This is a genomic window from Streptomyces omiyaensis (genome assembly GCF_014650895.1).
GTDB classification, from domain to species: domain Bacteria; phylum Actinomycetota; class Actinomycetes; order Streptomycetales; family Streptomycetaceae; genus Streptomyces; species Streptomyces omiyaensis.
In genome coordinates, this window is sequence record NZ_BMVV01000024.1 from 1 (window position 1) to 22,197 (window position 22,197).

Sequence of the window (22,197 nt, forward strand, 5' to 3'; positions counted from 1 at the left end):
TCCACCGACACAGCGATCTCCACGCGGCTGTTCTCGCCCGGGCGGGCGAGCCTCCGCCCGGGGCGACAACCGGGACGCAGGCCAGCCGCCGGTCGCTGCTGGCCGACGTCGCGAACCTCACGGCCCGCAACGGCCGGCTGACCGCACACATCACCCGGCTCGAACGACGGCTCTCCGAGGCCCTCGGACAAGCCGCCTGGGAAGCCTCCGGTCTCGGCGCCCCGGCGGACGTCGACACCCTCACCCGGAGGGTCGAGGAGCTGGAACAGCAGATCCTCGATCTCCGGGCCGAACTCGCCGAACGCGACGACGACCTCGCCGCCGCACGCACCGCGAACCGGGAACTCATGGCCCAGATCAACACGCCGCACGTCGGCTGACCGCACCAACCTCGACGGCTCTTCGCCCGAAGGGCGAAGAGCCGTCCGCAACACCTGTCGGGCACGAACTCCGGGGCACGTCACCGGGTTCACCAGCGGAAACCAGCGGCCCGGGACTCTCCCGCAGCCCTGAACCCGAGGGAAGCGACGTGGTGGAGGCAGGCGCGGCGGCCGCCGGCGGTGCCGACGGTGACGGTCGTGCCGTCCTCCTCGCGCTCGTACTTGACGGGGGCCTCGTCGGTGGCGCCCTTGCACTGGGCGTCGAAGTCGGACTGGCCCCAGTGGTCGGCGTGGTCGGCCGCGGCGCGCAACAGGGCGTACGCGGCGGCGAAGGCGGCGGAGCGGTGGTTCATGCTGGTGTTCTCCTCGGTTCTGCTCTGGACGGGGAGGCGGGGGCGGCCGGTCGCTTGGCCGTGGACGGCCGCCCCTGTTCCGGTTCGGGTCAGTCGGTCTGGACGAAGCGCAGGATCTGCTTGCGGACGTGCTCGCGGGAGAAGTCGAGGTGGGCGGCGGCGGCGGTCTGGGTGAGGTTCTTGGCCTTGATCTCGTCGGCGACGGCGGTCCAGTAGGCGCGGTGCGCGGCTTCGATCGCCTGGTCGCGGTTGGTGGCCGCCTGGTCGAGGCGCTTCTTCGCGGCGGCGGCTTCGGGGGTCTCGGGTCGGGCGGGGGTCATGGTGATCGGCTCCGTACTCGGTGAGGGACGATGTGGACTGCCCCCTGCTCCGATCTGGAGCGGGCCGGGCGGACCGGGGCGGGCGGCACGTGGTTGGTAGCCGGTGAGGCCGCTCGCCCCGGGAGTTCAGCTGGTGACGTCCCAGCCGGAGGCGGTACGGCGGATGCGGGCGCCGGGGATGGTGATCTGTCCGACGACGGGGCCGCAGTCCAGGTCCTCGATCTGCGTCAGGAGGGCGGCGATCTGCTCGCCCAGCTCACGGGCCTTGGCCTCGCGGCGGTTCTGCTCACCCATGTCGGTGATCATTCGGCACCCCTCTCGCTGTCGGTGTGGGCTGCTGCCCACCCCCACAGAATGCCAACTCACAGTTGGCTAAGTCAATAGCAACTTGGCCAACTACAAGTTGGATTCCTGGCCGCTGGACCTGTTGGACCCAACGGGGGCAATGACCCCGGACATGCGAGTGGGCCGCCCCCGGGGATCGGGGGCGGCCCACGGCCTCGGTCGGTCAGGGGTTGATCTTCGAGACGCTGGAGGTCACGCCCTCCAGGCCCTGGCGGATCTCGGGGGCGACGGTGGTGGAGGCGAGGAAGAAGCCGAACAGCACGGCGACCACGGCGGCGGGCCACTTGAGGTGGCCGCCCCGGACGAGGAGGACCAGGACGATGGCCAGGAGCAGGATGACGGAGAGCGAGAGCTGCATGGGTTCCCTTCGGGGCTCGGGACGGGCGGGTCGCGAGGGGTCAGGAGGAGTGGGCGCGGGAGGCGTTCTCGGAGCGCGGGCCGGTGACGCGGTCGAGGAGCGGCCACAGGCGTTCGCCGGCGGCGCCCCACTCGGGGGCGGCGAGGGTGAGGTAGACCCCGGTGGCGGCCTGCTCGACGAGCTCGGGCCGCAGGCCGCGCCACTCGACGAGCGTCAGGTTGGCGCGGTCGAGGTAGCCGCCGAAGGCGGTGAACGGCTCGCCGTCCACGGTGGTGACGATGTACGGCTCGCTGTAGGTCTCGGCGGTGTGGTCGTCGACCCGGGCGACCAGGCCCTCGGCGAGCGCGGCCGCGGTGAGGCGGTCGAGGAGGCCGGGGTCGGTCACCAGGCCGGTGACCGCGGCGCGCTGCTCCCAGGTGGTCCCCGCCTCGCCGGGCTGGGAGACGGTGGTGATGTAGCCGGCGCGGCAGGCGGCGGCGAGCGTGGGGACCAGGTGCTCGGTCTCCTCGTCGGGGCCGTAGCGGGCGGCGTAGCCGGGGCGGGAGGCGATCTCGCCCTCCAGCCAGCGGGCCATCAGTTCGCCGACCTCGGTCCAGGTGGCGGCGTTCTTCCAGCGGCGGCGGTCTCGGATGCTCATCCAGGGCAGTCGCATGGTCAGCCGACCTTCCGGATCTCGTCGCTGCGGACCAGGACGGGGGCGATCCAGATGCTGATCGAGCCGACGGTCCAGCGGTAGTCGGTCAGCGGGCCCGGGGGGACCTCGTCGATGACCTTGCCGGTCTTTCCGATGGCCCGCGGGTCATCGTCGCACGAGACGAACTCCACGATGTCTCCGGCGTTGAACACTGTTCCTCCTGCTCAGGGCGGGTTACCCCTGTTGGGTCTAACGGGTCTGTCCTTGGTGGTGGGGGCCGGTGCCGGCGGGCCCGGCCGCAGGGGCGGGCCCGCCGGTACGGGGCTCCCTAGGGGGCAGGGAGGATGGGGGTTCCTCCCCGCCCCGGTCTGGAGCGGGTTCGGAGGCCCGGGGCGGCCGGAAGTTCCTTGGCCGGGATGGCGGCCGCCCCGGGGCGAAGTCAGCGGCGGCGGCGCGGCTGGTAGCCGCCCATCCGGCGCTGGGGGGCGCGGACGCTGCCGGAGACCGTGCTGGTGATCACGTCCAGGTCGTCGGTGAGGGCGGCCTCGGTGGCGGTGATGTCGATGTCGCCGGACATCGTGCTGGCGCTGAGGTCGCCGCCGGTGGTGGCGTGGGCGCGGATGTCGCCGGACATGGTCTTGAGCCGGGCGGAGCCGCCGAAGTCGGCGATGGTGATGTCGCCGCTCATGGTGTTGGCCTCGACGACGTCGGTGCTGCCCAGCCGGATGTCGCCGCTCATCGTCTTGGCGTCGATGAACGCGGCCTTCTCGACCCGGACGTCGCCGGACTGGGTGCTGGCGGCGACCTTGCTGACGTGTCCGGCGCGGACGCTGCCGGACTGGGTGTTGCCGCTGACGTTGAGCAACGCGCCCTCGGCGACGATGTCGGCGGACTGCGTACCGCCGATGACCGAGCTGCCCTCGGGCACGATGGCGGTGATCTCGATGGGCGAGCTGCCCTGGATGATCGTGGTGCCGCCGGTGAAGCGGACGCCGTTGATGACGACGTCGCCGACGACGTTGCCGCCGCTGACGCCGACGAAGTTCCCGCCGATGACGCTGCCGCCGATCTGGATGGTGGAGCCGCGGTTGTTGCTGACGACGGACTGGACGACGCTGCGGCCGCCGCCGGTGATGATCGTGGTGCCGCCGCCCTTGCCCTGGACGCTGGCGTACAGGGTGGTGCCGGACTGGCGGATGCTCGCGGCGCGGACCGCGTCGGCGGCCTCGCCCTCCTCGTCGGCCGTGCGGATGGTCAGGGTGGCGCGCTCACAGTTCCGCTCGGCGCGGACGGTGACGATGCCGCCGTGGCCCGTGAGGGTGGCGTCGATGGTGACGGGGCCGGCGGTCTCGGCGGTGAACTCTCGCGTGGTCACAAGGACTCCTCGGTGTCTGTTCTGCGGCTCCCGGTCGGGGCCGCATCGCTAGAGTGTCAACTTTTTATTGGCATGTCTAGTGTATGCCTACTTTTTGTTGGCACATTCTTGTTTGTGCAGGTCAGGCGCGGTCAGCCTTGTTGGACCCAACAGGGCTGACCGGGAAGGGGGTGGGTTCTTCGCCCCCGTCAGTCGTCGGAGTCGCCGCCGTCGCGCATCTTGCGCTCGTGCCTGCGCTGGCCGTACTTGCCGGCCTCCTTGATGCCGTCGCGGGCGGCGCCGATGCCCTCCTTGCCGAGGTCGGCGACGGAGCCGACGGCGCTGGCGGCGGATCCGGCGATCTGCCCGGCGGCGCCCGCGACCTGGCCGACGGCGCCGGCGGTGGCGGCGACGGCGTTGAAGAAGGCGCTGGCGGCGCCTCCGCCGCCGCGCGGCACCCGGGCCGGGGCCTGGGCACCGGCCGCGGCGGCGCCCTTGCCGTTCTTGGCGGCGCCGAACGCCTGGGCGGCCGCCCCGCCCTTGCCGGGGGCCGCCGCGCCCTGGGCTCCGGTGCCGGCGCCGAGCGAGATGATCTGCGCGTCGACGCTCGTGCCGGTGGGGAGCTTGCCGCGCACGCGCCCGGTCTTGCCGGGGGCGGCGAGCGCTTGGAGCTCCTCCTTGGTCACGTGCTGGACCTGGAAGACGCACTCGGCGGGCTTGGTCTTGCGCCCGTTGTCGTCGCGCCCGGTGTGGGTCTTGCCGCAGGTGCCGACGACTCCGGCCGGGGTGATGTAGAGGGTGATCACCTTGGCGGGGAAGTGCGGGGTGTCGGGGCAGTCGACCCAGTGGCCGCCGAAGGCGGGGCGGCCCTTGAAGACGATGCGGACCGGTCCGGCGGCCGCCATCAGTCCTGCTTCCAGGTGCCGGTGAGGGTGCCCTCGAAGGTGCCGGTCTTCGGCTTCTTGTCCTTGCCGCCGCTGCACAGGACGCGCAGGACGAGCAGGCCGCCGAGGAAGACGCCGACGACCTTGAGGGCGGTGACGACGAAGGCCCACAGGGCGGCGGCGCCGGCGCTGATGCCCGCGCCGATCGCCGGGCCGTACAGGGCGAGGCCGGTGGTGAGGGCGCCGCCGCCGGCGAGGTAGGCGGCGGCCTTGAGCTTGGCCGTGTTGGTGGTGAGCCAGGCGGGCCGGCTGCCCGGGCCGCCGGTCTCCTTGCCGGGCTCGGACGGGGCGGTGGCCGGGGTGAGCGGGGCGAGGGGGACGACCTCGTACTCGACGCGGGTGGCGCCGTCGGGGGTGGTGTGGTGGATCGTCTTGAGGGTGTAGCCGGGGGGCGGGACCGGCACGGCCGGGGTGGCGGGGGCGGCGGGCGCGGGCCGGGTGGTCTCGAAGGCGGACTCGACGAGCCGGGCCTCGTCGAGGAGCTGGCGGACGCTGGCGGCGGTGGCCGGGTCGACGGTGGAGTCGTACACGGGGCTGGTCCTCTCGATCGGGGCGGTGAGGGGGGCGTGGCGGTCGGCGGAGGGCATGATCGGCGTCTCTCCTCGTGGGATCATTTTGTGGGGGTTTGTAACCTGCGGCGGCACCCGGGGCGGGCGCCATAACCGCAGGTCAGGGCGTGTGGCGGACCTCGTGGCGGGGGTGGTGACCCCAGGGCGGCGCCCGGGGGTACCGGGCACCGCCCTGGGGTGCGGCATAGGCTCTGACCTGGGCTTATGGCGGGCGCCCTAGGTCATGCCCTGGGGGTCATTTGCGGGCATTCCGGGCGGCCTCGACGGCGGCCTCGACGTGACTGCGGTGGAAGCCGGAGCCCTTGATCTCGCGCCCGGAGTCGTCCTTGCCGAAGCGCATGCCGGACTTCGGCGTGAGCTCGACGCCGGTGCCCTCGAGGGCCTCGTCGATGGCGGCGGCGAGCTCCTTGCCGACGCGGGCGGTGTAGGCGGCCTCGGTCTCGTCCTCCTGCTGGCCCCAGCGCAGGTGGCTGTAGTCGGCGAGGTGGGCGCGGACGGCGGACATCTGGATCCGGTCGGCGTCGTCCTCGAACGCGTCGAGGATCAGCTCCAGGACGCCGAGCTCGACGCGGGCGCCGGGGGTGCCGGCCGGGCGGCCGGGGCGGCCGGAGCCGGTCGGGCCGCCCGCGAGGGACGATTCCCCGGTGACGGCCAGGAGGTAGTCCTCGATCGGGTCGGGGAACTGCCCCGGGGCCCTTCCCATTTCCTCGCGGAGGAAAAGCCCGGCCCGGATCAGGTCGGCGGCCCCGTCGAATTCCTCGTCCTCAATGAAATAGGAGCGGATGAGCTCGCCGGGGGCGCCGTCGATGTCGACGATGGCGCCGCCCTTGAGGGACTCGGGGATCTCGTGGGCCCGCAGGCCCGCGCCCGTCGCACCGTCCTTGAGGATGGCGTTCGTCTGCACGGCGCCGCCGGTGCGGGTGGCCGCCCGCGCCCCGGTGTTGGACTTGTAGCCGCGCGGCACGGTGTTCGCGTCGGGGTCCTGGGTGGAGATCAGGATCGTCATGTTGAGCGCCGCGGCGAAGGCCGCGATCTCCTCCAGCAGTTCGGCGATCCGGTCGCACGCCTTGATGGTGCGCCGCGGGCCGTCTTCCCGGTCGTCGGTCGGGTCGGGAATCCGCATCGACGAGGACGCGTACTGCTTGTACTCGTCGATGATGAGGATTTCCAGAGGGAATTCGTCGAGGTCGGCCTCGCCGAACTTGGCCCGGCCCTGCTCCTCCAGGATCTCCTCGCGCCGGTACGCCTCCTTAAGGAAGCCCTCCAGCAGGTCGATCAGCCGGTCCGGTCGGCGCCCGAAGAACGTCGAGCAGATCGGGGCGTAGCCGCGGTGCTCGCCCGGCTTGGCGCCGGCGACCAGGCGCAGATTGACGCGCGGGTCCAGGCCGAGGCCGACGATCAGGTTCCTGAGCAGCATGCCCTTGCCGGTGCGGGACATGCCGCCGAGCAGGGCCATGACGTGCCGCAGCTTCAAGTAGACGGGCAGGTTGCGGCGGTTGAAGCCGATCAGGATGCCCCGGCTCCACACGTCGGTGCGCTCGGGCTTGTCGACCAGCGGGGAGGTGCGGGGCTGGCCGAACGGGTCGGAGCTGCAGTACCAGAAGGACACCCGGGTGGGGGAGCCGTCCTGCCGGATGTCGAGCCAGTGGGCCTCGATGTCCAGCGCGCCGGCGATGGCCTCCTTCTTCGCGACGAGCGCGGAGAACTGGATGTCCTCGGGGAGCTTGAACTTGGCCTCGATCCCGTTGATCTCGGCCGGGCGGATCGGCTCCAGGAGGGTGACGGCGTGCTCGTCCTTGGTGAAGACCTTGGCGATGCGCAGCACCCGGTTGAGCAGGTCGTCGGTGAGCGGGGCGTGCTCGGCCGTGGAGGCGGGCAGCACGGCGAACGCGGCGGTCAGGGGCTCGTCGGGGTTGCGGCGGCGGTGCTCGCGCAGCCCGAGGGCGGACAGGACGCCGAGGGTGAGCATGGCGGCCGGGGAGGCGGCGAGCAGGCCGTAGACCTGGGCGACGGCGATGGCGGCCGCGATCAGGGTGCCCACGCCGGTGGTCGCGCCGATCAGCATCGGCTCGCGGCGCCGGGCCCGGGCGTACTCCAGGCGCTCCTCGCGCAGGGCCGCGACCATGTCCGGCGCCATGTTCTTGCGCCGGGCGGTGTCGACCATCTCCGCGTACTCCTGCGCGGTGTAGTAGTGCCAGCCGTCGCGCAGGCCGGCGCCGACGCCGAGGGCGGAGAGCTTGGTCAGGCGCCACATGTAGACGTGGGTGTGTCCGGCGTGCCAGGCCAGCTTGTGCAGGAAGACCTTCTTGCGGTGGGCCCAGGCGGCGGAGTCGAAGGTGCCCTCGGGGAAGGCGTCCTTCCAGGTCCGCTGGACCTCGGCCGGGGTGCGGGGCGCGGGGACGGCGCCGTGCTCCTGGTCGTCGTCCTCGTCGTCGAAGACGAGGCCGCTGGCCTCCGGGGCGGGCAGCGGGGCGGGGAGGTCGCGGGGGGTGCCGGTGGTGGCGTCCGCCATCCCGGCGCGGGTGCCGCGTACGGCGTCGCGGGCCTCCTTCTCCAGGCGGTCGCGGAGGGCCGGGTCGGCGAAGAGGGCGGAGAGGTCGTCGGGGATGCCGTCGCCGGGGCCTCCGGCGGCGGGCTCGGGGGAGATGTCCGTCATGCTGGAGCTCCTCGCTCGCTGGTGAACGTCAGGGGGTGGAGGGGCGGGGCCCGGGCCGGGCAAGCTGCGGGCCCCGCGTTTCGTCGGCGGCTCTACTTGCCGTGGGTCTTGCGGAGGTTGGCGTCGGACTTGGCCGACGCGGCCTTCTTGGCCGCCTTCTCCGCGCGGATCTTGCGGCGGGCGGCGGCCTCCTTCTGGGCCTTGGCCATGGCCGCCAGGGCCTGCGGGCCGTAGAGACCGGCGAGGATCACGCCGCCCGCCACGAGCAGGCTCTGCACCCAGGTGAAGGCGAGCATCGGGGTCAGGCCGGGGACGCCGCGCCAGATGGCGAGGTAGGCGGCGGCGGGGACAAGCAGGGCGAGGCGCCAGGGCATCCGGCGCGAGGTCTTGGCGCTCACTTCGCGTCTCCCTTCGCGGCCTGGACGACATCGGCGGCCTCGACCAGGGCGCCGCAGCCGGGGCAGGGGACGACCGGGATGCCCATGACCGCGTCGCGGATCCGGACGGTCCAGGGCCGGGTGAGGTTGGCGGCCACGACGGCGACGAGGGCGCCGACCGTGATCGCGGCGGCCAGCGCGGTCGAGCTGCCCGCGCCGGGGACGGTGTAGCCGTGGTTCCAGGCGTAGGTGCCGGCGGCGATGGCGGACCCCAGGACGATCACCATCTGGGGGACCTCGGCGGCGAGGCCGGCGGAGTAGCGGGCGGCCCGGACGAGCCACGTGCGGTTCTTCATGAGTGGGTCCTTTCGGGCGGCTAGGCCGCGTCTCGCTGCTGCTCAGGGGAGGTTGGACCTGTTAGTTCCAACAGGTCCGACGGGAAGAGGGCGTTGTTCTCGTCGAGGAGGGCGGCCGCGTTGCGGGCGGCGCGCTCCTTGTCGGTCTTGGTCCGGCGCCGGGCGTAGCAGCCGCGGCACAGGACCATCACCTGGTCGAGGGGGAGGGTGATCGCGTCCCGGTCGGAGACCTCCGGGTCGCGGGGGGCCACCAGGAGCGGGGCGCGGTACTCGCCCCGCTCCCGGCAGCGCTTGCCGGACTTGTGCCAGCGCGGCTTGTCGAGCTCGGCGAGCCCGCAGTTCCCGGACTCATCGACGTCGCACTCGCAGTACCGGTCGCTGCGCGCGACGGCCGCCTCGTAGACGGTGCCGACGAGCGCGGCGGGGATCTCGGTCACGGGTCGATCCCCCGCTCCGCCTTCACCGCGTCGCGCAGCCGGATCGCGTAGGCGGGTCGGCAGCCGACCCGCTTGCGCACGTTCGACGCGCTCAGCTTGGCGGCGCTGCCGAGCTCGTCGGCGAGGGCTCGCACCGTGTCGAGGTCGGCCTCCTCCAGCGGCCTGTCGTCGTCGCTGCGAGGCCCGCCCTGCCCTTTACCCCCAAGGGTTGTAGGGCTTCCGCCCGGGCCGCCACGGCCGCCCTTGCGGGTGCCGCTCGGGTCGTCGTCGTCGCCGCCGAACAGGTGGGTCAGCAGGTCGTCGACGGCGGCCTTCTCGGAGGTGTAGTCGGCCTCGGCGAGGACCTCGTCGACGGCCGCCCGCGCGGAGAGTTCGGCGCGGAGCGTCTCGGGGGTCTGGCCGACCGGCAGGGCGTAGACCGACCGCCACGCGGCGGGCCACAGCTCCGTCGGCTTCACGCTCGTGGGGGCGGCGGTGACGAGCATCGTGTACCGGTCCCACACCACCGGGTGGGCGGCGGCGCGCTGCGCGTCGGTCCACGCCCGGTCGCGGGAGATCGAGCCGAGCGGGTTCGCGGCGAGGATCGCCTCGTACCGCTCCCACACCTGCGGGTAGGTGGCCTTGCGCTGCTCGTCCTGGTCCGCCAGGCGCTTGGCCTCGGCGGCCTTCTGGGCCTCGGCGGCGGCGCGCTGCTCCTCGCGGCGCTCCGCCTCGACCTTGCGCTTGTGCTCCAGCTCGACCTCGCGGGCCTTCGCCTCGACCTCGGCCCGCTTGGCCTCGGCCTCGGCGAGCTTGCGCTCGGCGCGGGTGGCCTTGGCCTGCTTGTCGCGGGCGCCGAACTCGTGGATGACCTTGATGCCGGGGCCGGCCAGCGAGCAGACGCCGCCGACCACGCCGAAGATCGCGCCGATCTCGGGGTGCAGCACGCCGTCGAGGATGTTGACCGTGGCGGCGAAGGCCGAGCAGGCGAACACTCCGACGAGGTAGTGCCACACCATCCGGCGGGCGACGATCGCGGCCTCGGCCTGCCGGATGAAGACCCAGGCCAGGCCCTCCAGCACGAACGGGACCACCACCTCCCACGGCCGGTCGGGGTTCCAGAACGCCCGCAGCTGCAGGGGGAGGGCGACGAGCAGGGCGGCGACGACGCCGATGTTGACGGCCCTGGTGGCGCGCTCCTCGCGGAGCTTGAGCTCGGTCTTCCTCTTCTGCTCGGCCCGCTCGGCGGCGCGGCGCTCCAGGCGGGCCTTCTCGGCCTCCTCCGCCTCCTCCTGGGCCTTGCGCGCGATGGCCTCCGCCCGGGCCTGGGCCTTGGCGATCTCGGGGGCGTCGAGCTGCTCGCGCCGACGCCGCTCCTCCTCCGCCTGGAGGCGGGCGAGGTCGGTCTCGGTGCGGATCTTCTCGGCGGCCGCGGACTGCTCGGCCCACGACAGCGCCGGCTTCTCCTCCGGGGCGGCGGTCATCCGGCAACCCCCCTGTCGATCGCGACCGTCGGGGCCGGGAGCGGGGTGACCGTCGCGGTGCGGAGCACGGAGCGGACCGCGCGCCGCAGCGGCCGGCCCCGGCGGGCGCGGCAGACGCGGGCGGCCGGGTAGGGGACGCCGAGCTCGGCGAGGACGATGTAGGAGTCGTAGTCGGCGGCCGTCCAGTCCTTGCCGACGCCCTTGCGGATCAACAGCACGTTCACGCGGCCGCTCCCTTCTTCTCGTTGCTGTCGGTGTCGATGCCGAGGGTCTTGGCGCGGCGCAGGAGCACGGCGGACACCTTGCGCACCGAGGCGCGGGTGTCGTCGGCGGAGAGCGCCATGGCGATCTCGGTGGCGGCCTCGGCGACCGCCGCCTTGTGGAAGGCGTAGGCGAGGGACTCGGCGGTGAGGGCGGCCGCGGCGGTCTCGGTGTCCTTCATCGCCGTGTCGCGCTGGGACCGGAGATCGGCGACCAGCGCGGTCAGGGCCTCGATCTCGTCCGCCAGGAGCTTGTTGCGGCTCTTGGCATCCTCCAGGTCGGCCGCCTGGAGGTCGTTGCGCTTCTCGGCGTCCTGCAGGTCGGCGGTCAGGAGGTCGTTGTTGTTCTCGGCGTCCTCCAGGTCGGCCTGGAGGACGGAGGCGAGTTCCGCGCCCTCCCTGAGGGCCCGGAGGTTCTTGGTGCGGATGATCCGGATCATGCGACGGGCTCCCGGGTCTCGGCGGGCGGGGCGGTGGCGAGGTGCTGGGCGACGAGGCGGTGCAGCAGGCGGGCGGTCGCGCCGAACGCGAGCAGCCAGAACGTCGCCTGGGCGAGCTGGGCGACGGCGGTGACCAGCGCGGTCAGCGCGTCGAGGAGGACCGTCCCGGAGCCGTAGGCGAGCACGGCGAGCAGCGGGACCAGGAGCAGGAGCATCGGGGAGGGCATCCGGCCGGTCACGTCGAGACCGGCGGTGAACAGCCCCCGTACGACGCGGGCGAGGCGGCGGGTTCGCATCGCGATCACCCGGCCAGTCGGAGGTTGGTGTCGAGCGTCTCGACGGCGGCCTCCCACTCGGCGGCCGCGCGCAGCCGGATGATCGTCTCGGTGTCCCGGTCGGTCCAGCTCTCGGGGTCGGAGCCGATCCGGTCGAGGACCCGGGCGAGAAGCTCGCGGGTGCTGGTGTCCGCCATCAGGCCACCGCCCCGAGGTCGAGGTCGATCAGGCCGGCGGCGAGCTCCAGCTCGGCGAGCTCGCTGAGCTTCAGGACGGTGGCCTGGGCGCGGGAGGAGACGGCCTCGAAGGAGACGAAGCCGGTGGTCACCATGTCGGCGAGGGCGTCCTCGCGGGCCCGGCGGGCGGCCGCGCCCTCGGTCCCGACGGGCGGGCCGAGGACCAGGTCGACGTCGATGCCGAGGATCTGCGACGCGTCGTCGCGGAGCTGGAGGGCCGCGGCGAGGGTGCCGGCGGCGGGGATGGAGGTCGGGTTGGGGATACTGGTCATTGCGGGTCCACTCCTGACTGAGTTGGATTCCGAAGTGGCCCCGGGGGTGTTGGAGCACCTGATCCGGGGCCGCGCCCGTTCGGGCGGGAAGGGGTTGTGCGAGGCCAGACGGCCACGGCCACGGCACATCCCGCACAGGCGATGCGCCGGGCCGAATACGTCTGGACGATGACCTCTCGCTGACGGCCCGTAGGGCCTTTGACCAGCGAAAAGGGTTGCGCTGTTCTCCCAGTCACTCTGTTGAGTTCTTCTCGGTACACCAGGCTCGGTACAGCTCCGAGGCGGTCTGGTATCGCCGTATTTCGACATGGCGGTGCCATGCCGCAGAAGGGTGAACCCCTTCCGCCAACTTCGTGTCTGAAGTTGGCGTGGCACTGACCGTAGACCCCCGAAACCATGGTCGTCAACAACTTCGGACACGAAGTTGACTCAACCCGATGGGCCGTCAGAGTGGCTTAGTCAGCGCGTACTTGCAGCTCAGAATGCGAGTTGACGGCACTTCAGACAGGAAGTTACGAACATGCATCCTGACTTCAGACTCGAAGTTGGGCTACGCTGCCGGGCATGCCACCGAGGAAGAAGTCACCGCCACTCCGCGAGATCGCGGATTCCCTGGAGAGCCGCATCGTCTCTGGGGATCTGGAGCCCGGCCAACAGCTGCCCAGCACCCGCGACCTGGCCGTCGAGTACGACGTCAGCGAGAAGACGATCTATCGGGTCATCTCGCTGTTGAAGGCCAGCGGGCAGGTCGAAGCGCGTCAGGGCAAGGGCGTCTTCGTCCGCTCGACCCAGCCGCTGGAGTGGCACCTGCACCAGTTCGAGCGCGGAAACCGCCGCGACGACCCGACGGCCGGCCGCGACGACTGGAAGGCCGCCGCCGAGGAGCAGGGCCGCACCGCGACCCAGGACCCTCCACGGGTATCGGTCGAACCGGCACCTTCGGACGTCGCACGGTGGCTGGCCGTTGATCCGGGAACGTACGTGGTGGCCCGTCGGCGTGTCCGCCGCGTGGACGGAGAGCCCTTCCAGCTCGCCGACAGTTGGTTCCCGACGAGCGTGGCTCTCGACACCGACCTCATGGTCGAGGCGGACGTCACCATGCCGGGCGGCATCCTCGCCTCCATCGGGCACCCCCAAGTCTCCCTGCGCGACGAGATCCGGTCGTGGCCACCTGCGACCCGCGTCGAAGCCGAGCGCCTTGAGCTGCAGGAAGGCGTCGGAACCCCCGTTATCCGTCACACCCGCATCGGCTTTGGGGCCGACGGGAAGCCCGTGCGGGTGATGGTCACGGTGGCCCCCGGCCACCTCAACACGCTGGTCTACGAGATGGAGGTCTGAGCATGAAGTCGTTGGCCGTACGCCACGCCTCCACCAAGGACGCGCCCGCCCTCATGAAGCTGCGCATCGAGGCCGAGGAGTGGCTGGCGCGCGCGGGCATCGACCAGTGGCGCAGCCCCGGCTTCCGCGACCGCGCCCTCGCCAAATGGCACGAGGACATCGCCGCCGACCGAACCTGGGTGGTTGAGGACGACCGCCAGGAGGTACTCGGCACCGTGACCCTCGCTCGTCCCGACATCGACTTCTGGAAGCCCTCGGACGCTCCGGAGTCGGCGGTCTACGTCGCCAAGCTGATCACCTCGCGCCAGGCCGTCGGCCTCCATCTCGGTGGCCGGATCCTCGACTGGGTCGGCTCGGTCGCGCGGGAACGGAACAAGCCGTGGGTTCGACTCGACTGCTGGCGCACCAACGTCAAGCTGCAGAGGTACTACCTCGATGAAGGGTTCGAGCACGTCCGCACCGAGGCCCCCGAGCACAGGCTCTCTGGATGGATGGCTCAGCGGCCGGCGACGGTCACCGCCCATGGGGACCTTCCGCCGTTGGGCTCGCCCTCCGACGCGCCGGAATCGGCGAGCTGACCTCACGTGACCGCGCCAGGGGGGGATGATGGCCCGCGAAACAGAACAGGCCCCCGTGGGGGCCTGTCAGTCGCGCACGCCGGTTGTGGTGGTCGGCGCCGCGATCAGCAGCACCTTTACTCCTGAGGAGGTGCCTGCCGTGAGCAGGCTACGCGTGCCCGCCGTTCGGGGCCAGAGGGACACGGCGACGCGCCACCCGTGTTCCATGCCGCCCGCCTGGCGGGACGCCTCGGTAAGTCCTCTCCCGGCGAACGGGAACTCGGAGTATCCCCCCACGCCCGGTACAACACGACACCGGCGCCGTGCATGATCGCCGGACGTGCCGCCGCCTTGTACCAGCTCAACGCCGGTTTCGGAAACCGGGGATCGGACTTCACCATGGTTGCCATGACCGCTCGCGCCCCGTAAATGCGTGAGGGCCGCCCCTGCGCCAACAGGTGCGGCCCTCGATACAGCTGACTCAGTCCACCGGCCCTAGGAAGCCACAGTCTCTGAGTCGTACGTCGGCGGTAACGCCGGGCTTCCGACCCTGTCGGGCCCGGTCACCGTTCACCAGGATAACCGCCCGGAGCACCTTTACGCAGCACCGCCGATAGGCCCGTCCGGTTACCTGGTGATGATCACCGACGTGCGGCTCTCTACCCCGATTGGGAGAGATCGCACCCCATGCACCACCGCCCCTTCCGGATCGCCTCCGCGGAGCACGCGATGGTAACCGTCGCTGCCGCGTACGAAGGCGCCACGTTTATTACCCGCTGCTCTCATAACCCGATGAACTGCCCCGATGAGAGTGTCCGTTTCGGCGGATACAACGGCCGCGTGCTGACTACGAACGCTTCCGCGTCCTCCCCGGCCGCTGGGGTGGTGGCCCGATGAACTCCCCCAACGTGACGAACAACCTCGCCGACGACGAGGTGATCGGGTTCGTCGGTGACATCACCGACTACTGGTCGTACACCCAGGTCAGGGACTGGGTACTGCTGATGCCTGGGATCACCCGGACCGCACTGCACCTGTACCTGCTGCTGCGGTCAATGGTCTCCGAGGCCGCCCGCCGGTCCGGCGGCGGTCTGCGGCGGATGTCGTACGACCAGCTCTGCTACCTGCTGCCCGGCACCAGCGAGGACAAGCCCGCCAGCGCTACCATGATCAAAGATGCGCTCAAGGTCCTCGACGCGCTCAACCTGGTCTCCAACCCGGACGGCGGCCGCCTGGTGACCTCGGTGGGCAAGGGCGGCATCCAGAACAACTTCCGGAAGTACCAGGTCCACGACCTGCCGCTGGATGCGTACACGGGCTGGCGGAACGTCTGGGACAAGCTCGACGCCTACACGGTCGACTGGCGCGAGAACCCGCCGCAGCCGCCGACGCACGTGCGGACCGGGGACGGCGTCCAGCGCATCCCTGCGGGCCGGCCGCATCCCGAGCCCGCTCCGGCCGCCAAGGAGCAGCCGAAGGCGAAGCCCGCGCCGAAGAAGACCGCGCCGAAGCCCCCGGTGAAGAAGGCCGCCCCGAAGCCGGCGCCGCAGGGCACCCTGCCGGAGGATCCGGCGTCCGACCCGGTGGCGGACTCCGTCGTCGAGGCGTGGGCCGCGGGCATGCGGTCCAGCGGTCACCCCTTCCTGCCCAAGCGTGCGCAGGCCATCGCCGTCGAGGCCGCCCAGCTCCTGGCCGCCGGTGCCGACGCCGATCATCTGCGCCGGGTGGCGCGGTGGATGGGACAGGTGAAGCCCTCCTGGAAGGTCCTGGAGGACGCGATGACCTGGCCTGATGCGCCCAAGCCGGGGATTCCCGCGCAGCAGGGTTCGAGCCGTCAGGCCGCGATCGACGCGTGCTCCCGCTGCGACGAGTACGGCCAGGTCGACGTCGACGGCCGGATCGCGAAGTGCCGGCACGAGGCCCTTCCCGCGCCCGCTCCTGCTCCCGTCGCCGAACCGGCTCCGGAGCAGGAACCCGTGGTGCCGGAGCGGCGGCTGCGGGACCTGATCGGCGCGCTCGCCCAGGCCAACGCCTGAGCCCGGCTTCACCCCACCCCACGCAGACGAACGGCGCCCGGGAGACCTTGGCAGGCCCGGGCGCCGAGAGACCTCATCAGGGAGATCACCCATGAGCGTAGTACCGACCCAGTCGCACGGCACCAGCACGGGCACCGGCGACCCGGCGTCCCTCGACCGGATGCTGCCGCGCAACCGCGAGGCCGAGCTGTCCGTCCTGGGCAGCATGGCGATGTCGAAGGACATCTCCGCCGAGTGCCAGGACATCATTTCCGACGGCGACTACTACTGGCCGATCCACGGCACGATCCACAGCACGATCCTCGACCTGCAGGCCCGCGGCCTGCCCTCCGACCCGATCCAGCTCACCGAGGAACTCCACAACCGCGGCGAGCTCACGCGGATCGGCGGCCCCTCCTACCTGCACGGACTGCTCCAGGCCGTGGACAGTCCGGCGATGGCTCCGCATCACGCCAAGATCATCCGTAAGCACGCGATCCTGCGCCGTCTCATTGAGGCGGGCATCAAGATCACACAGCTCGGCTACAACGCCGAGGGCGACGTCGACGAGCTCGTCGCGGCGGCCGCCGCCGAGCTGGCCCGCGTGGTCGAAGGCGTCCGAGTGGACGACGACTTCCTGACGCCCGAGGAGACCCTGGAGCACACGCTCGACATGATCGACGACGCGAAGAACGGCAAGGGCCTGTCGGGCCTGTCCACCGGCTTCGCCGACCTCGACAGCCTGACCGGGGGACTACAGCCGGCGCAGCTGGTGATCGTGGCGGCCCGTCCCGCCATGGGCAAGTCGACCTTCGCGATGGACCTGGTCCGCGCCTGTTCCGTCAAGCACGACATCCCGGCTGCGTTCATCTCCCTGGAGATGGGAATCGACGAGCTCAACATGCGCCTGCTCAGCGCGGAAGCGAAGGTCGGCCTGCACAAGATCCGCAACGGCACCGTCACCGACGAGGACTGGACCAGCATGGCCCGCGCCGTTCCGAAGATCTCCCAGGCCCCAATCCACATCAACGAGTCCGCGCAGACCCTGCACCAGATTCAGGCGAAGATCCGCCGCCTCAAGGCCAAGAACCCCCGCCTCGGGCTCGTCGTCATCGACTACCTGCAGCTCATCACCCTCGGCGGCCGCCGCACGGACAACCGCCAGCAGGAGGTCGCCGAGATCTCCCGCAGCCTCAAACTGCTCGCCAAGGAGCTCCAGGTCCCCATCGTCGCGCTCTCCCAGCTCAACCGCGGCCCCGAGCAGCGCACCGACAAGCGCCCCGTCGTCTCCGACCTACGCGAGTCCGGCTCGATCGAGCAAGACGCCGACATCGTCTGCCTGCTGCACCGCGACGACGCGTACGAGAAGGAGTCGCCCCGCGCCGGCGAGGTCGACCTGATCATCGGCAAGCACCGCAACGGCCCGACGGCCACCATCACGGTCGCCAACCAGCTCCACTACTCGCGCTTCGTCGACATGGCCGTCACCGCCTGACCGACTTGTAGGTTCTCAAATCCCGTGTCGGAATCTCACGGCCGATGTCGGTCTGGCGGATCGCACGCACCCCGAAGACACTCGGCGAGCCCGCCGTGCTGCTGATGGCCCGGCTGGAGCGGTCGCGCCGCCCGGGGCACCCGCTCATCCATGAGTGCTTGGGGCAGGCGGCGGACGTCGAGTATCACGCCGACGCGGTCGTCCTGGTCGACAGGACGGAGATCAGCGAGGTGAGCGTCCTGGTCGCCAAGGGCCGTTCGCTCCCGACCCGGAGCCTGTCGGTGGCCTGGTAGGCCGCGGAGCTTCGATCGCCTTCACCGGCTTCGCCCCCGGCGCGTTCCTCGCGCCGGGGGCGTCGTCGTTGCGAGCCGGGTTGGCGCCGCTGCGCGGGGAGCGGGCGGCTTCGATGGTCGGATTTCCGTCCATCGAAGTGACCTGCGGCGAAGCAGCATCGTCCCAGGTCGTTTCGATGGACGGATTTCCGTCGCGGTTGGACGGATTTCCGACCAGCCTCGACGGAAAAAAATCGCCTACACCGTGCTGACCTGCAGAAACGAGCTCCTCTAATAAGCCCCCCCAAGAAGTTCTTCTCTCTCCCGCACCACCGACCGCACCGGTCCCTGTGCCGTCGGCCCGGGCCGGGACGAACGGCGAGAGAGAGATGTGGCTGCGCCGGGGGACACCCCGCCGCGCTCGCCGGCGCCAAGGCGCCGGAAGATTCCGCCCCGCCTTTGCCTAACAGGCCCTTGCGCGACCGTTCCTCGGCGGGTCCCGTCCTCCCAGTACAGCCACGGTCCCATCGCCAGCCTCGCCGCCGTTCGACCAACGACTCGCACAGTGAGACCTGCCTGAGGATCTGGACCCGGAGGAGCCTCCTCCGACCCTGAGCGGATCATCCAGGAGCTCGCCCAGGTCGAGACGCGGACTTGGTCGTCGTGAACGGCTACGCCATTGCGACGGACAGCGAACCCTTAAAGGGACTGGCCCTGGCTCTCCTGTACCAGTGCGCTGTGAACCGGGAGGCGGCCGACTTGGTCATTGCGTACCTGGAGCGGACCGGCTTGGGGCAAGAGCGTACGGTGCTGACCTTTGCGGACCTGCTCCTGTGCGTCCGGGGCGCCCAAGATCCGTAAGCCTCCGTGGCCGGCCGCGTCGGCGGCCGGGGGTGCTTCGGGGCTGGGCAAAAGCAGCAGGCAGCGGGGGAGGGGCGCGCGGGTGGCTGGCCGTGCGCCGTCTGTCCGCGCCGTCGAGGGCGCGGTCCGTCCCCCCGCCGTCACGCCCGACCGAGCGTAAGGCGACCGTGCCGTCCAGCTGTGGCTGATGGGGGGCGGGCTGCTGCCGCGCTGTGGCCGGGCCCGGTGCCGCTATCCAGCGCTGCGGGCATCGGAACGATCCGCGTGGCCCGGCCGCAGGCCGCGAAACGCCGCCCGAAATCACCAAGAAAATCGTCCTGAACAGGCAGTTCGGTTTGACCTACAGCCCAAAACTTGAGAGTATTGGTTATGTCGGAAGGGGGCGGGAATCCCCGGCCGACGGCCCCGCCCCTCCGGGCGGGGGAAGCACCGAGAACCTCAACGAAAGGCCTTCACGTGACCATCTCCTTCGGTCCCCTCCTGCTCGACGACGAGGCCGGTACGCAGCTGCGGCCCGCGTTCGACGCCATCCTGCGCACCTTCACCGTCGAGCTGTGGCGCGATGGCCAGGTCGCCGCCGTTCACGGCGACAGCGGCGAGTTCTTCGAGACCGCCAGCGCCACGACCGACGCCCTGGCGGACTTCCTCACCGCGCACGACGTGCGTCCGCTGACCGAGACGGAGTCCTACGAGCTCTACGGCGGCCTGCTGCGGGTCAAGGGCGGCACCGGCTTCGAGGTCCTGATCCGGCAGGACGCCCGCCGGTCCTGATCGGCACACCGCCCGGGGTGCGGGCGGGGCGGGAATCCCGTCCGCACCCCCGGGACCCGGCCACCGAGCAACCTCAGCGAAAGGCGTCACCATGGACTTCACCCAGCTGACCTGCATCCCGGTCGACGGCACGGACGTCACCCTCCGCCCCGTCTACGACCCCGTCCTGCGCTCCTTCTCCGTCCACATCCGCCAGGGCGACGTGATCTACCCCCTGGGTCTGGACGGCGGCTTCACCTACGCCGACGAGCCGCTGGCGGCGATCGACGAGGCCCTGGCCGAGGTCGGCGTGCGCGAGCTGACCGGCGAGGAGGCGGTGTTCCTGTACGCCGGGCTCGTCCACGCCAAGGGCGGCCCGGACTGGCATATCTTCCGGCAGCAGGTCACCGACGGCGACATCGTCTGACCGGACTTCACCCCGCCGTGCGGACGGGGGCGGGAATCCCCGTCCGCACGGCGGCCCCATCACCGAAGCACCTCAGCACCAAGGGAGACCCCGTATGACCAGCACCACCCTTGCCTACCGACTGGGCGAGACGGACACCGAGTGCCGCTACCCGGTGATCATCGGCAAGGACCAGATGATCGGCCGTGTCTTCCGCTGGCACCGCAACTGGTTCGCGGTCGACAACCGGGGTGAGACCAACCTCGGCCGTCCCGCCGTCGGCGCCAAGGGCGTCGACATGGCCGCCGGGTTCCTCGCCACCGCGTACGCCAACGGCGAGATCACGGCCACGCCCTACACGCCCGCGACGGACGCCGAGCTCTCCGGGTTCACCGGACCCGTGCCGCTGCTGCACCCGCGGATGCCGCAGACCGCCCGTAACGAGGCCAGCGCCCACAAGGCCCTGCTCCAGCTCGCCGCGTACCGCTGGAGCCCGCTGGGTGGCTTTCCGGGCTCGGACAACCTCTGGCTGCTGCGCTGCGACCTGGAGAGCTGCGGCTGGATCGGCGCCAAGCACTACTCGCACCTGCGCGGCCGCAACGGCAACCCGCCGTCGGCCCACCGGCACCCCGGGTGCATCGGCGAGGACAAGGTCCGCGCCCTGATCCCCGCTTACCAGAAGTAGCAGCCCGCAGCGGTACCGCCGGGCCCGGCATCCCCGGGCCCGGCCCTCAACGACACCACCGGGAGAACCCGTGATCACCGCACGACTGAACCGCATCGCCGCCGCCGGCACCACCGAACGCCCCTACCGCCGGATCCGTTTCGCCGACGGATGCATGATCACCGTCGAGGCGGGGCCCGACGCTGTCGAGTTCACCGAGGTCGCCACCTGGCCCGGCCTCACCGTCCCCGCCACCGAAGCGTGGGCGAACGAGTACGGCGTGGAACTCTTCCTGAGCGGCCAGAACGCGGAAGGGCGCCGCCTCTTCCTGGACGTCCCCGTCACGGCCGTCCGCGAGCTCATCGAGGAGCACGGCGGCGAGCACGCCGACCAGGACGCCGACCTCCCGCCCGTCTTGCACACCTTCGGCCCGCGCACCGCCGCCAGCTACTCCGTCCTCCTCGGTGGCCAGCAGATCGGCCAGGTCACCCGCCACGACGAGTGCTGGACCGTCCCCTCCCCCGCCGAGGACGACCGCATCGTCGAATTCGACGACATCGACGAGGCCGCCGCCTACCTCGCCCGCGCGTCCAGGGACGCGGCCTGGGCGGCCCGCTTCACCCGGCAGCGCCTGGCCTGACCGCCGTCCGGGGCGGCCCCGTGCGCCCCAGAGCTGACCTGACCGCCGGGCGGACGGGGGCGGGAATCCCCGTCCGCCCGGGCCACACCGACACACCTCAACGCCCTTGAAGGGGACCGCCATGACCGAGTACGAGCCCACCGCGCAGGCCCGCGCCGCCGCCGGCCGCGCCACCACGCTCGCGGAGATCGCCCGACGCCGCGCCATGCTCGCCTCCGCCTGGGACCGCCGGGCGCTCCACATCATCGCCGAGCTGCTCGACATCGTCGCCCTGTCGCTCTACGAGGACGCGCCGACCGAGACCGACGGCATCCCCGACGACGCGCGGTCCGCCCTCGCCGACGCCGAGGAAACCGCCACCGAAACCCCCGGGACCGGGTTCCCCCGGCGGTTCGGCCAGTACGTCACCCACCCTCTGACCGCCCGCCCGCTGGAGACCGAGCCCGCCCCCGGCTGCGACCTCAGCGACGAGGACGACCGGCTCACCTCCGCGCTCGGCACTCTGCACGGCCACCTCGCCGCGGCCGCCACCGAGGAGGTCTCCCTGGCCCTCCTGGAGGCCGTGTTCGCCCTGCACGACAAGCGCGCCGACCTCGCCCAGCTCGCCCGCAGCTGAGTTCGCCCCCGGTCCGCCATCCGAGGGCGGACCGGCGGCGGGCCCCGGCCGGCGGGGGAGCGGGGCGGGAATCCCGCTCCCTCGCCGGGCCCGGCACAACCGCACCGAACACCTTGACCAGGAGAGAGAGCCATGACCTGCGACACCGCCATCCACGACATCGCCGACGCCGCCCGCGCCCTGCGAGCGCTTCCGCGCGGCCCGGAGACCGGCCGCTGGAGCGTCGTCTTCGCGGACTTCGGCCACGCGATGCTGCCCCTGGCCACCCTGCCCACGCCGGTGGACGAAGCGGCCGCCACCGAGCTGTTCGTCACCCTCCACGTCCAGGGGCTCTCGTCCTACGAGCTGGAGGCCCCCGACGCCGCCACCGCCGAGGCGACGGCCAGCGCGTACTTCGAGCAGCAGCGCGCCGAGGTCCGGCCCTGGCGCGACAGCTGGCTCACGGCCGCGCCGGGCACCGTGATCGAGGGGGCCGCCTCCGCTCCCTTCCTCGTCTGACCCGACCCAGCCGGGTCCGGCCCGGGCGGCGGAGCGAACCTCCGGCCGTCCGGGCC

The 22,197-nt window shown here is 71.6% G+C and carries 31 protein-coding genes; 12 read left to right on the forward strand and 19 right to left on the reverse strand.

Going from position 1 to position 22,197, the window contains the following annotated elements; genetic code table 11:
- Nucleotides 1-380 (forward strand): hypothetical protein (locus IE287_RS29765; RefSeq protein WP_189852334.1); only part of this gene is annotated, 380 nt, incomplete at its 5' end.
- Between the two features lie 89 nt (nucleotides 381-469).
- Here the strand turns inward: IE287_RS29765 and IE287_RS29770 are convergent.
- From IE287_RS29770 to IE287_RS29860, 19 genes are all read right to left on the reverse strand, one after another.
- Nucleotides 470-733 carry a hypothetical protein gene (locus IE287_RS29770; protein ID WP_189852335.1) on the reverse strand — a complete coding sequence of 88 codons (264 nt, stop codon included), beginning with the start codon at nucleotides 731-733 and terminating at the stop codon, nucleotides 470-472.
- A gap of 89 nt (nucleotides 734-822) precedes the next feature.
- Entirely contained in the window at nucleotides 823-1,053 is a 231-nt protein-coding gene (locus IE287_RS29775) for a hypothetical protein (RefSeq protein ID WP_189852336.1), read from the reverse strand.
- Nucleotides 1,054-1,179: 126 nt separating this feature from the next.
- Nucleotides 1,180-1,347: a hypothetical protein gene (locus IE287_RS29780; protein ID WP_189852337.1), complete on the reverse strand. Its 168-nt coding sequence runs from the start codon at nucleotides 1,345-1,347 to the stop codon at nucleotides 1,180-1,182.
- A gap of 214 nt (nucleotides 1,348-1,561) precedes the next feature.
- A complete protein-coding gene (locus IE287_RS29785; RefSeq protein ID WP_189852338.1) occupies nucleotides 1,562-1,756 on the reverse strand; it encodes a hypothetical protein in 195 nt (64 codons plus the stop codon).
- 40 nt (nucleotides 1,757-1,796) lie between these two features.
- Complete coding sequence (locus IE287_RS29790; RefSeq protein ID WP_189852339.1) at nucleotides 1,797-2,393, reverse strand: DUF6919 domain-containing protein; 597 nt, start codon at nucleotides 2,391-2,393, stop codon at nucleotides 1,797-1,799.
- 17 nt (nucleotides 2,394-2,410) lie between these two features.
- On the reverse strand, nucleotides 2,411-2,602 hold the full coding sequence (locus tag IE287_RS29795) for a hypothetical protein (RefSeq protein ID WP_189852340.1): 192 nt from the start codon (nucleotides 2,600-2,602) through the stop codon (nucleotides 2,411-2,413).
- Between the two features lie 227 nt (nucleotides 2,603-2,829).
- Entirely contained in the window at nucleotides 2,830-3,765 is a 936-nt protein-coding gene (locus tag IE287_RS29800) for a DUF4097 family beta strand repeat-containing protein (protein WP_189852341.1), read from the reverse strand.
- Nucleotides 3,766-3,953: 188 nt separating this feature from the next.
- A complete protein-coding gene (locus IE287_RS29805) occupies nucleotides 3,954-4,649 on the reverse strand; it encodes a hypothetical protein (RefSeq protein ID WP_189852342.1) in 696 nt (231 codons plus the stop codon).
- Nucleotides 4,649-5,275 carry a hypothetical protein gene (locus tag IE287_RS29810; protein WP_189852343.1) on the reverse strand — a complete coding sequence of 209 codons (627 nt, stop codon included), beginning with the start codon at nucleotides 5,273-5,275 and terminating at the stop codon, nucleotides 4,649-4,651. Before IE287_RS29810 ends, IE287_RS29805 begins: the two co-directional genes overlap by 1 nt.
- Before the next feature lie 217 nt (nucleotides 5,276-5,492).
- On the reverse strand, nucleotides 5,493-7,913 hold the full coding sequence (locus IE287_RS29815) for a hypothetical protein (RefSeq protein WP_189852344.1): 2,421 nt from the start codon (nucleotides 7,911-7,913) through the stop codon (nucleotides 5,493-5,495).
- 92 nt (nucleotides 7,914-8,005) lie between these two features.
- Nucleotides 8,006-8,311 carry a hypothetical protein gene (locus IE287_RS29820; protein ID WP_189852345.1) on the reverse strand — a complete coding sequence of 102 codons (306 nt, stop codon included), beginning with the start codon at nucleotides 8,309-8,311 and terminating at the stop codon, nucleotides 8,006-8,008.
- On the reverse strand, nucleotides 8,308-8,646 hold the full coding sequence (locus IE287_RS29825) for a hypothetical protein (RefSeq protein WP_189852346.1): 339 nt from the start codon (nucleotides 8,644-8,646) through the stop codon (nucleotides 8,308-8,310). The genes IE287_RS29820 and IE287_RS29825 overlap by 4 nt, the downstream gene beginning before the upstream one ends.
- A gap of 20 nt (nucleotides 8,647-8,666) precedes the next feature.
- A complete protein-coding gene (locus IE287_RS29830; RefSeq protein WP_189852347.1) occupies nucleotides 8,667-9,083 on the reverse strand; it encodes a hypothetical protein in 417 nt (138 codons plus the stop codon).
- A complete protein-coding gene (locus IE287_RS29835) occupies nucleotides 9,080-10,546 on the reverse strand; it encodes a hypothetical protein (RefSeq protein WP_189852348.1) in 1,467 nt (488 codons plus the stop codon). The genes IE287_RS29830 and IE287_RS29835 overlap by 4 nt, the downstream gene beginning before the upstream one ends.
- Complete coding sequence (locus tag IE287_RS29840) at nucleotides 10,543-10,770, reverse strand: hypothetical protein (protein WP_189852349.1); 228 nt, start codon at nucleotides 10,768-10,770, stop codon at nucleotides 10,543-10,545. Before IE287_RS29840 ends, IE287_RS29835 begins: the two co-directional genes overlap by 4 nt.
- Nucleotides 10,767-11,246 carry a hypothetical protein gene (locus IE287_RS29845; RefSeq protein ID WP_189852350.1) on the reverse strand — a complete coding sequence of 160 codons (480 nt, stop codon included), beginning with the start codon at nucleotides 11,244-11,246 and terminating at the stop codon, nucleotides 10,767-10,769. Before IE287_RS29845 ends, IE287_RS29840 begins: the two co-directional genes overlap by 4 nt.
- Entirely contained in the window at nucleotides 11,243-11,542 is a 300-nt protein-coding gene (locus IE287_RS29850) for a hypothetical protein (RefSeq protein ID WP_189852351.1), read from the reverse strand. The genes IE287_RS29845 and IE287_RS29850 overlap by 4 nt, the downstream gene beginning before the upstream one ends.
- A gap of 5 nt (nucleotides 11,543-11,547) precedes the next feature.
- On the reverse strand, nucleotides 11,548-11,718 hold the full coding sequence (locus IE287_RS29855; RefSeq protein WP_189852352.1) for a hypothetical protein: 171 nt from the start codon (nucleotides 11,716-11,718) through the stop codon (nucleotides 11,548-11,550).
- Nucleotides 11,718-12,029 carry a hypothetical protein gene (locus IE287_RS29860; RefSeq protein WP_189852353.1) on the reverse strand — a complete coding sequence of 104 codons (312 nt, stop codon included), beginning with the start codon at nucleotides 12,027-12,029 and terminating at the stop codon, nucleotides 11,718-11,720. The genes IE287_RS29855 and IE287_RS29860 overlap by 1 nt, the downstream gene beginning before the upstream one ends.
- A 564-nt stretch (nucleotides 12,030-12,593) precedes the next feature.
- Between IE287_RS29860 and IE287_RS29865 the strand changes: the two genes are divergently transcribed.
- From IE287_RS29865 to IE287_RS29915, 11 genes are all read left to right on the forward strand, one after another.
- Complete coding sequence (locus IE287_RS29865) at nucleotides 12,594-13,367, forward strand: GntR family transcriptional regulator (protein ID WP_189852354.1); 774 nt, start codon at nucleotides 12,594-12,596, stop codon at nucleotides 13,365-13,367.
- 2 nt (nucleotides 13,368-13,369) lie between these two features.
- On the forward strand, nucleotides 13,370-13,945 hold the full coding sequence (locus IE287_RS29870; RefSeq protein ID WP_229883817.1) for a GNAT family N-acetyltransferase: 576 nt from the start codon (nucleotides 13,370-13,372) through the stop codon (nucleotides 13,943-13,945).
- An 872-nt stretch (nucleotides 13,946-14,817) separates the two neighbouring features.
- A complete protein-coding gene (locus IE287_RS29875) occupies nucleotides 14,818-15,960 on the forward strand; it encodes a hypothetical protein (RefSeq protein WP_189852355.1) in 1,143 nt (380 codons plus the stop codon).
- Between the two features lie 91 nt (nucleotides 15,961-16,051).
- Entirely contained in the window at nucleotides 16,052-17,434 is a 1,383-nt protein-coding gene (gene dnaB / locus IE287_RS29880) for a replicative DNA helicase (protein ID WP_189852356.1), read from the forward strand.
- A 44-nt stretch (nucleotides 17,435-17,478) separates the two neighbouring features.
- Nucleotides 17,479-17,727, forward strand: coding sequence for a hypothetical protein (locus IE287_RS29885; RefSeq protein WP_189852357.1), 249 nt, complete (start codon nucleotides 17,479-17,481; stop codon nucleotides 17,725-17,727).
- A 1,296-nt stretch (nucleotides 17,728-19,023) separates the two neighbouring features.
- The gene (locus IE287_RS29890) at nucleotides 19,024-19,338 is read left to right on the forward strand and encodes a hypothetical protein (protein WP_189852358.1); all 315 of its coding nucleotides are present in this window, start codon (nucleotides 19,024-19,026) and stop codon (nucleotides 19,336-19,338) included.
- Nucleotides 19,339-19,429: 91 nt separating this feature from the next.
- Nucleotides 19,430-19,744, forward strand: a complete 315-nt coding sequence (locus IE287_RS29895; protein WP_189852359.1) for a hypothetical protein — start codon at nucleotides 19,430-19,432, stop codon at nucleotides 19,742-19,744.
- Between the two features lie 94 nt (nucleotides 19,745-19,838).
- Nucleotides 19,839-20,408, forward strand: a complete 570-nt coding sequence (locus IE287_RS29900) for a hypothetical protein (RefSeq protein ID WP_189852360.1) — start codon at nucleotides 19,839-19,841, stop codon at nucleotides 20,406-20,408.
- A 70-nt stretch (nucleotides 20,409-20,478) separates the two neighbouring features.
- Nucleotides 20,479-21,027, forward strand: coding sequence for a hypothetical protein (locus tag IE287_RS29905; protein WP_189852361.1), 549 nt, complete (start codon nucleotides 20,479-20,481; stop codon nucleotides 21,025-21,027).
- 121 nt (nucleotides 21,028-21,148) lie between these two features.
- Nucleotides 21,149-21,643 (forward strand): hypothetical protein, encoded by a 495-nt coding sequence (locus IE287_RS29910; protein ID WP_189852362.1) that lies wholly within the window; start codon nucleotides 21,149-21,151, stop codon nucleotides 21,641-21,643.
- Between the two features lie 132 nt (nucleotides 21,644-21,775).
- On the forward strand, nucleotides 21,776-22,141 hold the full coding sequence (locus IE287_RS29915; protein WP_189852363.1) for a hypothetical protein: 366 nt from the start codon (nucleotides 21,776-21,778) through the stop codon (nucleotides 22,139-22,141).
- The last annotated feature ends 56 nt before the right edge of the window (nucleotides 22,142-22,197 follow it).